We start from the raw sequence: 17,030 nt of genomic DNA, 5'->3' as shown, positions 1-17,030 counted from the left end.
AAAGGAGACAGAGGAATCGCAGAACAAGGAAATATGAGGCACTTTGATGGTAGAATAACCGCCGGATTGCTGTGACTTCCGATTAGAAAAAAGGCTGGATGCGAGTTTATACGCATTCAGCCTTTTTTGTAGTGCACAGTGTTCCGCCTTTACGTGTGGCAAAGCGTATTCATCCCATGTGGAGTGCCACAAAAGGAATCTCTAATGTATTCCAGCTTCTAACGAATCGTACGCCACCTTATTTTGCAGATTAGCGTGGTGCAGCCATTCTAACCAACCCAGGACTCGCTATTAAGGTAAATACCTGGGATTGCGCGTGCAAAGAGGGAACTTAGAATTTTACTTCAACTTCCGCCCGGCCCCCGCTTCAAACACAAAACTCTCCCCATCGCGCGGAATGAGCACCTGTCCGTCCAACTGCTCGGATGCCAGATAACTGGCTAGATCCGCTCGGGACATCATGCAATGGTTAATGGCATCCATATGAACAGCGATGACATGCGCATCCGGTGCATGGCGTTTCACGGAAGCAACGTCAGGACCGTCCATCGTGATTGGATCGCCTTCCACGAAACGGGCACCGCCAGCATTCACCACAATGACTTCAGGCTGATATTGACGAATGGCTTCGGCTGGCTCTTCACACCAGATCGTATCTCCGGCGATATATGAGATAGGTTCTCCATCCGCTTCCAATACAAACCCAGACACCTTGCCCATACGTTCGCCAATTTCCCCGGTTCCGTGATGTCCTGAAGTGCGGGCAAAACGTACGGAGTGGTACTCGTGCTTCTCATCAACAGCGGTAACGTTGGTAAATCCGGCTCCTGTGAAGACAGCCTCATCTCCTGGCTGGCACAGCAGAGGCACATCCTTGCGGAGTTGGTTGGCTGCTGCTTCATCCCAGTGATCGGGGTGGGTATGCGTAACGATCAGCAGATCCGGATTCATATAATCCGTTTCCGTCTCAGGCAAAGACACTCTTGGATTGCGCAGCTCATTGGGCGTGTTCGGAAAAGCAGGCATGACTTCTTTATCCATCAACATGGGATCAACCAGTATATTCAAACCGCCATATTCCAGCCATAATGTAGCATTACGAATCAATTGAATTTTCATTGAACCTGCACTCCTTCGGGAATTAATGTTATGATCCTATATGTTATACAACCCGTTTAGCGGCGTAAATGACACACTGAAAGAAAACAGGCTGCTTTAATTTCAAGTTGAAAGGATTGCGGAATAATATGAATGAAACGATAGATGATACCGATATCCGTATTCTGCAAAGCCTGATTCGAGACTCCAAACGCTCTCATAAAGAGATCGGCGAAGAGGTGCATCTGACTGGACAGGCTGTAGGTGCGAGAGTGCGCAAGCTGCATGATTTGGGTGTTCTTGAAGGCTATACAGTAAAATGGAACCAGGAACGCCTCGGCTTGGGCCTTCAGGCCTTTGTGACGATTTTTCTGAATTCGGGTGACAGGCATGCCGCCTTCCGTGAGTTCGTGGCTGCACGCGAAGACATCGTGGAGGTTCACCGGATCAGCGGCGAAGGCTGCTACTTGATGCGAGTACGCACAGGAACGATGGAACAGCTGGGCAGCTTGCTGGAAGCCATTTTGCCTTATGGGAATTACAAAATGAACCTGTCTGTCGCTGTTGAAAAGTCAGAATGATGTGAAGCTGGATTTCAGGTGTCCTGCTGCTGTTTCTTGCGCAGTGTCTCCTGCAGGAGGACTATTGCCCGCCTCCGCTCTTTTTTCGTAAACAGGTGATCGGTCTGGATATGGCGCCGGGAGCCATCTTTCAGGTATAGAGCAATCATGGGCGATGCGGACAAGATCCATTTGCTGAAGGCAGGAGAGGCAAGCTCAATCTTACGAATTTCATTCCAGAGAATAGTCTGTTTACGGGTATGAACCCCTTCATCATTCCAGGATAATAGTACGGTAGAACTTGCGGTTGCCCGGAACAGGAACATGAAGAATAAGGGACCGATCAACCACATGCCAAGAATAGCTGCGATGAAATAATATAATGTCTCCAGTTGTCCAGCATACTCGTCATAGATGATCCATAACAGGGTTACACATAATAACAGGAACAGAAGACACAAGGTTCCTTTCCATAGAGCCGTTGAACGGCGGTAGCTGATATACTGATGCTCAGCCTCCGAGCCCGATGATACATATGATTCAGGTTTCATTATTACACCTCCTTATCATCATTTCCTGGAAAATATACCAAACAAACATGCCGCCTGCATCGCAGAGCGGCATGTTCAGCGTGGGCGCGCGAGATGAGGCAGGCGAGTACACAGGATAGCGCTCAACCTCGTGGGTTCACCTCGTGCATTAAACCTCACATGATTCGGTACGCTAATGTGCTATCCAGAGATCGCCGAGTCATTACCAGCTTCACGCGCATGAGTGTAGAGATCGGCATATACCCCTTCGGCTTCAATCAACTTCTGATGGGAGCCTTCCTCCACAATTTCACCATTTTCCATCACGAGAATCCGATCTGCATGCATGACCGTAGAGAGACGATGTGCAATCACAATCGTTGTTCTTCCCTGAGAGACGGATTCCAGCGCCTGTTGTACCAACTGTTCGGTATGCGAATCCAGATTCGCGGTTGCTTCATCCAATATGAGCACTCGGGGCTGAAAGACCACGATCCGGGCAAACGATATCAGTTGTCGCTCTCCGGCGGACAGACCGCTTCCGCGTTCCGAAAGACGCGTATCATAGCCTTGCGGCAAACGTGAAATCATCGCATGCGCCCCGACAAATCGGCAGGCCTGAATAGCTTGTTCTCGGGTGATATCCTCGCGAAACATGCGTACATTATCAATGATGGAGCCTGAGAAAAGGAACGGTTCCTGCTGGATCAGACCAACGATCCGATGAAGACTGGCCTGCGGGAAATGGCGAATGTCTGTGCCATCAATCTCGATGCTGCCCTGATTCACATCGTAAAAGCGATTGAGCAGGGAGATCAGTGTACTTTTGCCAGCCCCTGTAGTGCCTACAATGCCTACCATCTCACCCGGATAGAGATGCAGATTCATATGCTGGATCAGGGGGCGATCTGGCCGATAGCCGAACGATACATCATTAAAATCAATCTGCCCCATCACGTTGCGTGGTTCAAGTGTAGACGCGAGTTCGGGTTTCGGGTCAGCGACTTCAGGACGGGTACTCAGAATGTTCCAGATCCGATCCATGGATACGGTGGTTGACTGGAATGTGTTCCATTGCATGGTGATCTGGTTAATCGGCTGGAAGAACTGACGGATATAACTGATAAATGCATAGAGTACACCCACCTGCAGTGATTCACCCAGCACGGCGCGTCCTCCAAGCCAGACCATCATGACGAGCGCCGCATTGCCGAGAATATCAAACGTCCGGTTGAATATGACATTGGAGCGGGCTTGCGTGATGTTGGCCTTCAAGTGAAGTTGGTTCTGTTCCGTGAATCTTTTCTTCTGCTCCTCTTCCTGATGGAAGGCCTGGATCAAAAACATGCCGGACAGGTTCTCTGCCGTGAAGGCAATCAAACGGGAGAGACGAGTTCGGGCATTCTGATAAGCCCTGCGAAGTTGGCTCCGAAATAATACAGCTACGATGGCGATCACAGGCAACACGATGAGGGAATACCCCGCCAGTACCGGATCGAGCTGGAACATAAAGACGATTATGAGCACCAGCATCATGCCATCCCGGATGAGACTGAGCAGCACCTGGGTGAAGAAACTGCTGATCGTTTCCGTATCGCTGGATACATTCGTCACCAGACTGCCGATATGAAAGCGATCGAAGAAAGACATCGACATTTTGGAGATATGCTTGAACAGGTCCTTACGGATGCGAGAAACGATATTCTGACCGACATGCTGCAGCAGATTGTTTTGTACATACGTAAAAATAAAACTGACCACAGCGAGCCCCAAAAAGACTGCTGCCAACTCGACAAGGAAGCCTACACTGGTCTGACCAATCGCCAGATGATCATCGATTGCGATCTTCACCAGATAAGGCTGGAGCAGATCTGCGGAAATACCAAGCAGGGAGCAGAGAAAGATACCCGCAAAGGCCCATTTATGGGGTTTGGCATAGGACATCATCGCTTTGAAGGAGGTACGTTTACTCTGGTCTGCGCCTGCATCGGAACCGGACCCTGACGGTGCTTGTGCACCCCCATCTGAACGAACTTCAGCGTTACGGTTAGTCATGATGTAACCCCTCCTCCTGCAAACGATAGGTTGCAGCGTATAACCCTTTGGCAGCCATCAGCTCTGCATGCGTTCCCTGTTCGGCAATTCGTCCTTCATCCAGAACGATAATCTCGTCGGCATGCCGGACCGCACTGATCCGGTGAGAGATAATCAGCGTTGTTTTGCCTTTGCCGATCTCACGCAGGCTGCGCAGAATGCCACTTTCAGTGACGGCATCTACAGCACTCATGCTGTCATCCAGAATGAGCACCTGAGCTTGTTTAATCAACCCCCGGGCCAGACTGGTACGCTGACGCTGACCGCCAGACAATGTAAGTCCACGTTCGCCCAGCAGCGTATCGAACTGATCGGGGAACCGGATAATATTTTCATATATCATCGCTTGTCGTGCGCTGTGCTCTACCGTGTCCAGCGGAACCTCGCGGTCGCTAAAAGCAATGTTGTCCCGAATGGTCGTACTGAACAGAAACCCATCCTGTGGCACATAGGCAATACGGGATCGCAGACTCTCCAGCGAGAGATGCCGAATGTCGGTATCGTTAATACGGATGGTGCCTTCAGGTGGTTCGTATGTACGCAGCAGCAATTTCACGAAGGTGCTTTTACCAGAACCTGTTTTGCCCACAATCCCTACGGTTCTTTCTGCCTGGATGTTCAAACTAATGTTTTTGAGCGCAGCGGATGAACTGCCGGGATAGGAGAAGGACAGATTCTCAATCGTAATGTCGTTCACGGCTTTCAGACTTGTTGCATGGGGAAGCTCACGTACATCAGGCACTTCCGTCAGCAGATCATTAACCCGCTCCAGTGACGCTCCAGAACGCTGCATGGTATTAATGACATTGCCGATCTGTTGAAGTGGCCCCATGATGATCCGCAAATATAACGTCAATGCAACAAAACTTCCGAGCGTAATGGAATTCTGCATCGTTAGAATTCCGCCGACCAGCAGGGAGACAACCAGTGAAATGGCACCCAGCAGCGGCAGCAGGGCCTGAAATAGAGAGGACAGACGAACAAGCCGCAGCTGCTTGCTTTTGATGGCATCTACTGTGAATCCAAATCGTTCACGAGCGCTGTCTTCAATGGCAAATGTTTTGGTTACGCGAATACCACCCAGCTGCTCTTCTGCAGATTCTGTCATGGTTGCAAGCGCATCCTGCACATCACGAGAGCGCTTGCGAATTCGCGGACCGAAAAAAACGACCAGAAACGGAATGGCCAGCAATGGCACAATACTGATCAGAATAAGCCTCATCGGGATTCCGCTGAGCAGCATCATCACGATGCAGGATAGCAAAAGAAAGGTTGCATTGGTCATCATGGTTACCCCATTAGAGATGGCTTCACGTACGGAGGTGACATCATTCATGACGTAACTGAGCAGTTTTCCATTTCCCTGTTTGGAGAAATAGTGCTCGCTCAGCTCCGAGAATTTACCGAAAATGCGCTCGCGTGTCATGAACTCGAAACGTCGTCCCAATTTCATGATCATGAATTGTCCTGTACCGAACAGCAGATTATAAGCGATGGCGATGGCTAAGAGCGAAAGACTGTACCGGATGACTGTATTCATCTGAAGTGTGTGCTGCATGAGTTGATCCGTGAAACTGCCCAGAATTCGGGGCAACGATGCCTGACCCACATTGGAGGCGATAATCAGCAGTACAGCGAACAGGTATACGGGCCAGTTGGCAATAACATAGCCGCGTAGTAATCCTTTCTTGGACATAAGATTGGTTCTCCTTTGTTGAGGGGGATGAAAGTTAGTACGCAAGCGAGTCAAGAAAAGGGCCGACACCTATGAATAGCGCGTCGTGCCCTCTTACTTTATGCAATCCGGTTTGCTGTTTATCCGTCATTCGATAGATTTCTCTATTCCTATTTTTGCGCTAAACGATAAGGATGTCAACGAAGCAAGCAAGCATCATGGAAGAAGCCGGATCAGCGCCTGCAGCGAAGGGGATATATACTGTATATCCTTCATTTATTCACCAGATGTCGATTTTACTGAAACATTTCCGACAGGTCTCCCGTCTGTAGGGTTGAAAAGGTCAAAAATTGGATTTACTAACTATGGAGGTGCCAAGAAATGAAACATAAAAAAGGATTGGCTGCAACGCTTGCACTCTGCGTTTCTTTGACGGCTGGAAGTGCATCAGTACTCGCTTTCTCGGATGTAAAAGATGAAGGACAAAAAACGATTGTGGACGCGCTGCAATCGAAGGGTATTGTTAATGGAGTAACCGCTGATCTGTTTCGTCCAGATCTCGCATTGTCCGAGCCGCAGGGTGTTCAACTGATCGTGAACGCATTTGGTCTGAAAAATGAATATGCTGCCGCTTCGGCACAGAATAAAATAAGCCCTGACACGTGGTATGCGGATGCTGTTCAGGCCGCCACTCAAAATGGACTCTCCATTCCGGTGGAATTGAACCCACAGGGGAAGATGACACGTGAGCAGTTTGCCATTTTGCTCCTTGAAGGGATTAACACAACCGGAGAATATCCGGTGATCATGCTGTATAATGATATTAAGGACGAAAATAAAATCGGTAAGGACGCCAAATCTGCGGTCCAGAACCTGCTGAACATGGACATCATCGAACTGGATAAGGACGGGAACTTCCGTCCAGATCAGTCGCTTACCCGTATGGAGGCTGCAAGCATGATCTTCAATGCACTTGAATTTGTAGATAAGCATGGCAATGGCGGATCGACAGAACCGACTCCAACGAATCCGGGCGAAGGGCAACAGGGGATTGTGCCTACGGTGACATCAACCAAAGTGGATGATAAGACGGTAAAAGTCAAATTGACCGCACAAATGCCTCATCCTGGCTATGGATTGAAGATTGAAGATGTGAAACTGGAGAAGGATGGACGTGCCATTGTGCTGTATACGATTATCCAGCCTGATCCGGACATGATGTATCCAATGGTGATTACCGATGTAACTGCAGAGACAGATATTCCAACAGGTTACACTGCAGAAGCACAGCCTTCCGGAAAATAAGCTAATCGTGCAGCGCACTTCGATCTTTGATCGGAGTGCGCTTTTTTAGTTTTTTCTTGAATGATGACAACGATTCAAGAGGTGGATTGGCAGGAGTGGATCACTCACAGGCGAATCCTTTTAATGGATTGTTAAATCCGGGTATCAGTATAGTCTCTATAAAAATTGTTATGAAATATAACATATGTAGAGCTGTTAAATCATATATGTGATAGTTAAATTAACATTTAATGAATAAGAAATTCAATTCTCGTCAACCTACAGGGCTGCTCCAAATGAAAGGAGTGGGTCTTTTTTTTGCCGTTTTGTAAAATTTCCGATAAGATAATACCACTGTGTCTTGTACAAAATCAACATATTTGACTGAATTTATCCAGTGTTTATAAGGATTCATTGGATTGGAGTCCGGGATAAAAACGACATATTTACCGAGCTGGGTAGAAACTCATAGAATAAAGCCAAGCCATAAGGGAGCTTGATGCTGGTGGTAAATATATGATAGATAATATTACATTTATGTGATTGAATTATATCTATCCTCATCACTTTTCCTATGCATCAAGAGAGAAAAGGTATGTCTCATCCATTATGAGAGCAGACCGGAAAAACATTGTAAGGACAAATGAATGAGGAGGAGGTCGAAGCACAACAGCAATGAAGAGGAACTTCTATTACATTCAAGATGGCAATGTGCTATGTCTGCTAAGACCTTGCAACCTGTATAACCTGTTTGAACTCATGATGCGATCTGCATAAGTGGGAATACCTCTTTCCTAAACATATGTGGGTTTTGACTTTAAGGTCTGTTTCTCAACTTTCATTCAGATCGGACATCTCTCAAGTTCATGCGAAGCTACTCCAAACGACAACTTCAAGAGGAAAATGGGTCAAATTCCACATGTTTTATGTCTCCAAAATGACAATGACAAGCTGGAACCAAAAGCGTAAACCCCTGTTTTAACAGTACACTCCGTGTTTTTTAAGAGTGAAGATCGAAATAGCATATTTACGGATTCGGAAATGATCAATAAACTCAGTATGTAAGCGTTACCAAATTGCAAGGGAAACAAGGACCTCGCATGATAGAAATGTGGTCCGGGACTCATTCCTTACATTTGAACAGGAGTGTTTCGCTCTTCCACACCAAACGGCCGGATTTTCATTAGAAAAGGAGGAAACAACTGATGCAGCCAAATGGGAAGTCCGCCTTGTCGCAAAACTTATCGGTGCACACGATTCCGAACAGCAAGAAAAATAAATTAGGGAGAAGGATAATCCGGAACTGGGAGTTGTATCTGTTTATCGCGCCAGCATTTCTATACTTTCTGATTTTCCATTACGGGCCGATGTACGGTATACAAATCGCATTCAAAAACTTTATCCCGACACTTGGAGTCACGGGAAGCCCGTGGGTGGGGTTCGATCATTTCGTCCGTTTCTTCAATTCTTATTATTTCTGGGATTTGTTATGGAATACCCTCAGTATCAGCTTGTATGAGCTGGCTATAGGTTTTCCGCTGCCGATCATTCTGGCGTTAGCCTTCAATGAAGTAAAGGACTCCTTCTTCAAACGTACCGTACAGACGGTCACGTATGCACCGCATTTTATTTCGGTCGTTGTCATGTCGGGTATGATCATTACCTTCTTGTCACCTTCGTCAGGCATGATTGTCAATTTGGTGGAGGCTCTTGGATTTCAGGCCCCTCAATTTCTGACGGACCCTGCGTGGTTCAAGACGGTGTACGTACTCTCAGGTGTCTGGCAGAGTGCAGGCTGGGGTACCATTATATACCTCGCAGCTCTTTCGGGTGTGGACCCGCAACTGCATGAAGCAGCTGTGGTGGACGGTGCGAGCCGGTTTAAACGGATTCTGCATATTAACATTCCAGCGATCATCCCTACGATCACCATTTTGTTAATTCTGAATATGGGCAGTATTCTGGGTGTCGGATTCGAGAAAATCTTGCTGCTGCAAAATCCGTTGAACATGGGTTCATCCGATGTCATCTCGACATTTGTCTATCGGTCCGGTCTGGTCGATGCGCAGTACAGTTTCTCCACAGCTGTAGGATTGTTTAACTCGGTAGTTAATGCGATTCTGCTAATTACGGTGAACCAAATTGCACGTCGCACCAGTGAAAACAGTTTGTGGTAAAAGGAGGGGAAACACATGTCAACTGCGGTTAAGGAAAGCAGAAGCGATAAAGTGTTCTTATGGTGCAACTACATCTATCTGACGATAGCGCTCGTCATTGTGCTTTACCCGCTGTTATACATCATTAGCGCCTCAATCAGTGATCCCAAATTTGTAAGCTCCGGTGAGATGTGGTTGCTACCTAAAGGAATTACGTTTGAAGGTTATGCCCGCGTATTTGAGAACACCAACATCTGGATTGGGTACAAAAATACGATCATCTATACTGTCGTAGGTACACTCGTCAACCTGATGGTCACTCTTCCGGCAGCCTACGCGCTCAGCCGCTCTGATTTTGCGGGACGTGGATTCTTCATGGCTATGTTTATGGTAACGATGTTTTTCAGCGGAGGGCTTGTCCCAAGCTACTTGCTGGTTAAGGATCTTGGTATGGTGAACAGCATTTGGGCACTAATTCTGCCGGGAGCCGCATCCATCTGGAATATTATCGTATGCCGTACGTTTTTCCAATCGACCATTCCGAAGGAGCTGCAGGAAGCGGCCCATATCGACGGGTGTACTAACACCCGGTTGTTCATCCGAATTGTGCTTCCGCTTTCCATGCCGATCATTGCTGTGATGGCGCTCTTCTACGGCGTCGGACACTGGAACAGCTATTTCAGTGCCATGATCTATTTAAATGATTCCTCGAAGTATCCGCTGCAGCTATTTCTTCGCCAAATCCTGGTACTTCAGGAGATGGCAGCGCAGGGCGGGGGAGCTATCGATACCTCTTCAGCAACGGCGATGAATTCCAAAGCGGAAATTGCTGCGCTGGTCAAATATGCGGTCATTATTGTTTCAACCTTACCTGTGATTGCGATTTATCCATTCCTTCAGCGTTACTTTGTGCAGGGTGTTATGATCGGTTCCGTCAAGGGATGATCTTAAACCATAATCCACACTAAAAAAGGGGAGTTGTCGTCATGAAAAAGCTTCGCAAGGCTTCATCCATTGTACTCTGCCTTACCCTATCAGCAGCATTGCTTGCAGCTTGTGGTTCCAATGAAGATGGAGGTTCTGCGACTTCAAATGTCGAAGGGGTCAAAAAAGAAGGATTCCCGATTGTGGACAAACCACTTACGTTAAAGGTCATGTCCCAGGATGCGGGCGTAGCCGACTGGAACACGATGCCAGTCCTGCAAGAGATGGAGAAATTGTCAGGCATCAAGCTGGAGTACCAGCTTTCGCCGATCGACAGTTTTGAAACAAAGAAGAACCTGGTATTCGCGAGCGGCGATTTACCGGATATGTTCTATGCTGCGGATCTCAAGCCAGCTGAGCAGGTTACTTATGGAACTCAAGGCATTCTGATCCCACTGGAAAAATACATTGATGAGGGCTATGCACCGAATATTAAGAAGATTCTCGACGAAAACCCGGATGTTCGCAAATCATTTACAACGCCTGACGGACATATGTATGCACTGCCATTTATCGATACGGCTGCCGTGTGGTACAGAGGCCCGATGTGGTATAACGGGGAATTCCTAAAAGCGCTTAATGTAGAGGAACCTAAGACTACGGAGGAATTATATACGTACCTGAAGCGTGTTAAGGAAGAAGACCCTAACGGCAACGGACAACAAGATGAAATTCCGCTTACTTCTGTAAAACTGGATGATCTTCGTATGTACTTCTTCGGATTCTGGGGAATGTACAACGAAGGAATCTACGCGGATAAGGACGGAAAAGTACACTATCCTTATCAAGAAGAAGGCTACAAAGGTTATCTGACGTTCATGAACCGCTTGTGGAAAGAAGATTTGCTAGATCATGAGACCTTCTCCCAAACAGGCGATCAGAAAAAAGCAAAAGGCGAAAGCAACAAGCTTGCGCTGTTCAATGACTACCATCCATACTTCACGCTCGGCGGCGAGCCTAGCACGAAACATCCGCTGATGACACCAGTGAAGAGTGAGATCGCAGACTCACCTGTATACGGTAAACACCCGGGCATATCGGCACGTGGAACCTTTGCTATTACGAGCAGCAACCCGTCCCCTGAGGCAACCATGCGTTGGATCGATTATTTGTACAGCTATGATGGGGCGACCCTGTTCAATCAAGGTCCTGAAGGTGTGCTGTGGAAGTTCAAAGACAAGGAAAATCTCGTAAAAGAGTGGCTGCCTGTTCCTGGTGGCGGGGATCGTGAGGAATATCGCGGTAAAATCACGCCGAACTATGGCATTTTGACACCGGGTATTAATGATCCGGATATAGCGAAAGGTCTTCGCACCGAATTTGACGAATGGCTTGACCAGCAGAATCAAGAGAAGTTGGTGCCTATCGGAAAATCACCATTCCCTAACGTTTATTTAACAAATGAAGAGCAAAGCGAAGCGACCGCTCTATTATCTGATCTGGATACGTACGTCAAGCAGATGGAAGCGAAGTTCGTAACAGGCCAAGAGCCGCTTGAGAACTGGGATAAGTATATTGCGCAGATCAAAAAAATGGGCAGCGACCGTATCGTTGAACTGTATCAAGGGGCCTACGATCGCTGGAACACAGGCCAATAAGAACAAGGACTCCAGAAAGAGGTGTGAACAAGGATGCAGAAATGGTTTGAAGAGGCCAAGCTGGGAATATTCATCCACTATGGCATCTATGCTGTGGACGGGGTTTCGGAATCGTGGTCCTTCTATAATGGAAGGATCTCCTACGAAGAGTACATGAAGCAGCTGGACGGCTTTACGGCATCGAAGTTTAATGCGGAGAAGTGGGCGGACTTGATTGAGAAATCGGGAGCCCGATACGCCGTGCTGACAACGAAGCATCATGATGGTGTTGCTCTGTGGGATACGCAGTATAGTGACCTCAATGTTGTTAAACAGACACCAGCGAATCGGGATCTCGTGAGGGAATATGCGGAAGCAATTCGGGAGAAGGGCATTCATCTGGGGATGTACTTTTCGCTGATTGATTGGTCGCACCCGGATTATCCTAGCGTGTTTGAAGGTGGAAAAGTACCCGAGGATCTCAGCAGTGTCAATCGGCATTCAAGCCCTGTGGATGGTGTTCAGGATCAGGAGAAATGGAAAAAATTCCTTGAGTTCAATAACCACCAGCTTCGGGAGATCATGACGAATTACGGAAAGGTGGATTTGCTGTGGTTCGATGGGGACTGGGAGCGAAGCGCCGAGCAGTGGAATCTGCCGGAGTTCAAGCACTACCTGCAATCTTTTAACCCGGATGTCATCATCAACTCCCGCCTTCAAGGTTATGGGGACTATAAGACGCCGGAGCAAGGTATTCCGATCACAAGACCAGAGGGACCATGGGAGTTCTGCACCACAATCAACACATCATGGGGCTATGTGCCAACAGACCATAAATACAAATCGTTAAATCAGATCATTCGGATGTTCTGTGATTGTATTTCGATGGGAGGCAACATGCTGCTGGATATCGGTCCACGCGAGGATGGCACCATTGATAAGAGGCAGGAGGATATTCTGCTTGGACTGGGAGCATGGATCCGAACCCATGAAGAGGCCGTCTTCGGAACGGGTGAAGGTATTATGCCTCGATATTATCTGGGGGGAAGCACCGTATCCGAGGACAGAAAGACATTGTACCTGTTTGTTTATGATGAGCCAAAAGAGAATGTATGCATCAAGGGACTATGCAATAAGATCAAGAAGATTACTGTGCTGCATTCAGGCAAAGAACTTAATCATGAGATTCATGGGGGCGTGCCTTGGTTCAATATCCCGGGGACAACGTGGATCAAAATGACCCCGGAGGACACACATGAGCAGGTGACGGTTCTTAAGCTTGAATTCGACGAGGAACTGGAAATGTACGGCGGTTCAGGAGCCGTTGTTACCCATAACTAACATTACGGGAGGGCATGCACCTATAGATGCATGCCCTCCCTCATGAAGCGGAGAGAGAGCGATATGAACCAAAGTGGAGTACCTGAGCCGAAAATTGAGTATGCTCCCAAACATTATATATGCAAGCGTGCGCAGGAACCGCTGATGCTGGACGGCCGCGTAGATAAGGCGTTCTGGGATGCAGCTCATTGGACGGATGATTTCGTTGATATCGAAGGGGATCTTCGTCCGAAACCCGGAAAACAGACTCGGGTAAAAATGCTGTGGGATGACGACTATTTCTACTTTGCTGCCGAACTGATTGAAGATCAGATATGGGCTACGTTGACCGAGCGGGATTCTGTTATTTTCTATGACAATGATTTTGAGATTTTTATCGATCCCGACGGGGATACCCATCAATATTATGAGTTCGAGATCAATGCGCTGAATACGGTATGGGACCTGTTATTGGTGAAGCCATATCGGGATGGTGGACCTCCGGTCAACGGTTGGGATATCAGCGGTCTCAAGACAGCCGTACATATCGATGGGGAGCTGAACACACCTGGCGCCGATAACCGAAAATGGAGCGTCGAGGTCGCGATTCCCTGGACCAGCCTAAAGGAATGTGCAGAAGGCAACCGTCCTCCTGCACCGGGTGAGTTCTGGCGTGTCAACTTCTCACGGGTGGAATGGCAGACTGAGGTGCAGGATGGTGAGTACCGCAAGGTGCTGAATCCGGATACAGGCAAACCTTATCCGGAGGACAACTGGGTCTGGTCGCCCATGGGTATTATCAACATGCATTATCCGGAGCTATGGGGATATGTCGTATTTTCGGATGACGGAACGGATCAGTTCCTTGAGCTGCCGGAAGACGAACGAATCAAATGGGAGCTTCGCAGACTCTATTACCGTGAACGCAATTATTTTGAAGCCCATGGTGAATTTACGCAGGATGTGAAGTTACTTATGGGTGAGGAAACATTGATTTGCCAGCCTGTAATTGAAACGACCCGTAGCCTATTCCAGATTAGTACGCCTTCCTCGGACGGCACACATTTAATCTGCATTCGGGAAGACGGAAAGCTGTGGAAGGAGTGAGCTAGCGATGACCAGCCAAACCTTGGTGTCCTCGATGGATGCACAGTCCTTGGAGCGGATCGAGCAGAAGTTCCAGGAGAAGTTAAACTTTGCGGATGCCCGCAAAGATAAACTGTTTCATGTGTTTCAGCAGCCATTAACTGAAGAAGAGGCATGGGCTTTGAAATATGTTTATGCCTACATGCCGGTGAACGACCTGGCTGATTATGATGGGGAACTGTTCCTCAGTCATGTGCGTCGGGCACTGGACATTCGGAAGCGTGTGCTTTGGGGGGGACGCGTACCAGATCATCTGTTTCTGCATTTTGTGCTCCCCTATCGAATCAATACAGAGAATATTGAAGATTTCCGTGGCATTATCTTTGACGAGTTGGCTGACCGGACAGCGAAGTTATCCATGGCGGATGCCATTCTGGAGACCAATTACTGGTGTCATGAGAAAGCGACTTATATTGGCAGCGATCTGCGGACGATATCGCCGCTGACGATGATTCGGAATGCCCGCGGCCGTTGTGGAGAAGAATCCACGCTGGCGGTAGCCGCTCTTCGTAGCATCGGCATACCTGCCCGTCAGGTCTACACACCACGCTGGGCTCACTGTGACAGCAATCATGCTTGGGTAGAAGCCTGGGCGGACGGCCAGTGGTATTACATTGGGGCATGCGAGCCGGAAGCCGGATTGAATCAAGGGTGGTTCAGTCCGCCAGCCCGCAGGGCCATGCTGATTAATACGAGAATATTTGCGGACTATCCGGGACCCGAGGATATAACACTCTCAGAGAAGGGATATACGGAGATCAATTTACTGGAGAACTATGCGCCAGCGCATACCATCTGCGTGAAGGTAATAAATGAGCAGGGTGCGCCCGTGCCTGAAGCGAGTGTCCGCTTTGAGCTATACAATAGTGCTGAATTTTATCCCATCGCCGAAATCAAGACTGATGCACAGGGAGATGCTTCCTTTAAGACAGGTCATGGCGACCTAGTGATTCGTGCGGTTAGTGGTGGCAAGTGGGGTGAAGTTCTATTCAAAGCTCAGGACGGCGATCATGTTGAGCTCATGTTGGATTCGTCAGAGCAGCCATCAGGGATCGTGGATTTTGATATGGTTCCTCCTCCGGAAGGGGAGGGAGAAGTGGTGACTGCATTACCGGAAGAGAAGATCCGGGATCACAACCGCCGCCTGGAGGAAGGCACGAAGATTCGGAGTGGATATGAGGATACATTCCTGAGTGAGGAAGATGCATTTGCATTGGCTCATACAACTGGACTGCCTCCGGAGCAGGTATGGGATATTCTACAGAAGGCACGGGGCAACAGCCGCGAAATCGCTGCTTTCCTAGAGGAACGTTCCAGTGAATTTGGTGAGTGGCCACTACAGTTGCTGGAGTCGATGAACGAAAAAGACTTGATCGATACTTTTCGGCTGACACTGGACGATCATCTTATAGGTTCACTTTCGCAGCGTGGACAATGGGCAGAAGAGACGTTTGTGAAGTACATCCTGTGCCCAAGAATCTCCTATGAAATGATGGTGCCTTATCGATCCGTATTCCAGAATGCTTATTCCGAGGAAGAAGCAGCGGCGTTCAGGGAAGATCCTTCGAAGCTTGTATGCAAGCTGGAACAGAGCTATTCGTATTATGAGGATCTCCCTAACCTGAAAGGCAAGGGAAACCCTGTAGGTACTTACAGCCTGATGAAGGGAGATCCACAGTCGCTTGATATTCTGTTTGTCGCTGTGTGCCGGAGTTTGGGCATTCCGGCCAGATTGCATCCGAGCGAGCAGAAACCGCAGTATCTTAGTGACAAAGGCTGGGAGGATGCGGTGTTCAGTCTCACCTCTTCTCGAAATCAGGAGAGCTCAAGCTGGGGGATGCTGCAACTTCTCAAGGATTCTGAGGCTCGGGAGGATGTGCCGTCAGCATCCTATGCGGAGAATTTCTCGTTGGCCCGTCTGGAGGATGGCGTGTACAAAACGCTGATTTATCCATATGGTCACACCGATATCTACAGCGATCCATTTGAGGTTGAACCGGGAGCTTATCGCTTAACGACTGGTATCCGTCTGAAAGATGGAACGGTAAGAGTCCGCTTCATTTACTGCACCGTTCGTGCTGGAGACACCACGGAAGTAGTACTGACTTATCGCGAGACGGTGGTAGACATCCCTGTGCTTGGCCAACTGGCAACCGGCAATGAGCTGACTCGTCTGGATGGTTCAGAGGTGGTAATGAAGGCTCTTCTGGGATCAGAGGGGGCCATTGCTGCGTGGATTGAACCAGAACGGGAACCGACCAAGCATCTGATTCGTGAGCTGTGTGAGCTGGCTGAACCGCTGGATAAGCTGGGTGTGCCAATCGTGCTGGTGATCGGAGATACAGAATGGAACGCCTCCTTTGACTATGGGGTTTATCCGAAGCTGCCGGTACGTACGATTTTTGTCCGGGATTCAAGCTATGCGTCCTTGTCCGGTTTCATTTCGAAACCTGCCGCTCACGAAGCGGGCTATCCGCATCTGTTCGTGCTGGATAATCAGGATCAAATCCGATACTCGGCCTCCGGGTACAAGATTGGTACAGGCAAGGAAGCTCTGCAGATTGCTGCTGCGATATCTCAATCATTGAATGGATCGGAGTGAAGAG

Annotated in this window: 12 protein-coding genes; 8 read left to right on the top strand and 4 right to left on the bottom strand. The window is 48.4% G+C overall.

The window, feature by feature from the left end:
- Window positions 1–339: 339 nt before the first annotated feature.
- On the bottom strand, window positions 340–1,119 hold the full coding sequence (locus PPA03S_RS14300) for an MBL fold metallo-hydrolase (RefSeq protein ID WP_062323967.1): 780 nt from the start codon (window positions 1,117–1,119) through the stop codon (window positions 340–342).
- Window positions 1,120–1,247: 128 nt separating this feature from the next.
- Between PPA03S_RS14300 and PPA03S_RS14295 the strand changes: the two genes are divergently transcribed.
- Entirely contained in the window at window positions 1,248–1,679 is a 432-nt protein-coding gene (locus tag PPA03S_RS14295) for an Lrp/AsnC family transcriptional regulator (protein ID WP_062323965.1), read from the top strand.
- 14 nt (window positions 1,680–1,693) lie between these two features.
- On the opposite strand, the gene PPA03S_RS14290 is transcribed toward PPA03S_RS14295, so the two are convergent.
- From PPA03S_RS14290 to PPA03S_RS14280, 3 genes are all read right to left on the bottom strand, one after another.
- A complete protein-coding gene (locus PPA03S_RS14290; protein ID WP_062323964.1) occupies window positions 1,694–2,209 on the bottom strand; it encodes a DUF5381 family protein in 516 nt (171 codons plus the stop codon).
- Window positions 2,210–2,389: 180 nt separating this feature from the next.
- The gene (locus tag PPA03S_RS14285) at window positions 2,390–4,243 is read right to left on the bottom strand and encodes an ABC transporter ATP-binding protein (RefSeq protein WP_062323962.1); all 1,854 of its coding nucleotides are present in this window, start codon (window positions 4,241–4,243) and stop codon (window positions 2,390–2,392) included.
- The gene (locus PPA03S_RS14280) at window positions 4,236–5,978 is read right to left on the bottom strand and encodes an ABC transporter ATP-binding protein (protein ID WP_062323960.1); all 1,743 of its coding nucleotides are present in this window, start codon (window positions 5,976–5,978) and stop codon (window positions 4,236–4,238) included. Before PPA03S_RS14280 ends, PPA03S_RS14285 begins: the two co-directional genes overlap by 8 nt.
- A gap of 360 nt (window positions 5,979–6,338) precedes the next feature.
- Between PPA03S_RS14280 and PPA03S_RS14275 the strand changes: the two genes are divergently transcribed.
- From PPA03S_RS14275 to PPA03S_RS14245, 7 genes are all read left to right on the top strand, one after another.
- Window positions 6,339–7,262, top strand: coding sequence for an S-layer homology domain-containing protein (locus PPA03S_RS14275; protein WP_062323958.1), 924 nt, complete (start codon window positions 6,339–6,341; stop codon window positions 7,260–7,262).
- A gap of 1,184 nt (window positions 7,263–8,446) precedes the next feature.
- Window positions 8,447–9,418, top strand: coding sequence for an ABC transporter permease (locus PPA03S_RS14270; protein WP_062323956.1), 972 nt, complete (start codon window positions 8,447–8,449; stop codon window positions 9,416–9,418).
- 15 nt (window positions 9,419–9,433) lie between these two features.
- Window positions 9,434–10,342: a carbohydrate ABC transporter permease gene (locus PPA03S_RS14265; RefSeq protein ID WP_062323955.1), complete on the top strand. Its 909-nt coding sequence runs from the start codon at window positions 9,434–9,436 to the stop codon at window positions 10,340–10,342.
- Between the two features lie 41 nt (window positions 10,343–10,383).
- Window positions 10,384–11,979, top strand: a complete 1,596-nt coding sequence (locus PPA03S_RS14260; protein WP_062323954.1) for an extracellular solute-binding protein — start codon at window positions 10,384–10,386, stop codon at window positions 11,977–11,979.
- Between the two features lie 33 nt (window positions 11,980–12,012).
- Entirely contained in the window at window positions 12,013–13,299 is a 1,287-nt protein-coding gene (locus tag PPA03S_RS14255; RefSeq protein ID WP_062323952.1) for an alpha-L-fucosidase, read from the top strand.
- Window positions 13,300–13,362: 63 nt separating this feature from the next.
- Window positions 13,363–14,385 (top strand): carbohydrate-binding family 9-like protein, encoded by a 1,023-nt coding sequence (locus tag PPA03S_RS14250; protein WP_062323949.1) that lies wholly within the window; start codon window positions 13,363–13,365, stop codon window positions 14,383–14,385.
- Between the two features lie 7 nt (window positions 14,386–14,392).
- A complete protein-coding gene (locus tag PPA03S_RS14245) occupies window positions 14,393–17,026 on the top strand; it encodes a transglutaminase domain-containing protein (protein ID WP_062323947.1) in 2,634 nt (877 codons plus the stop codon).
- Window positions 17,027–17,030: the final 4 nt, after the last annotated feature.

The sequence above is a fragment of the Paenibacillus pabuli NBRC 13638 genome (assembly GCF_001514495.1).
GTDB classification, from domain to species: domain Bacteria; phylum Bacillota; class Bacilli; order Paenibacillales; family Paenibacillaceae; genus Paenibacillus; species Paenibacillus pabuli.
Note: the sequence above shows the minus strand (reverse complement) of the source record. Positions and strands in the feature narration are given on the sequence as shown.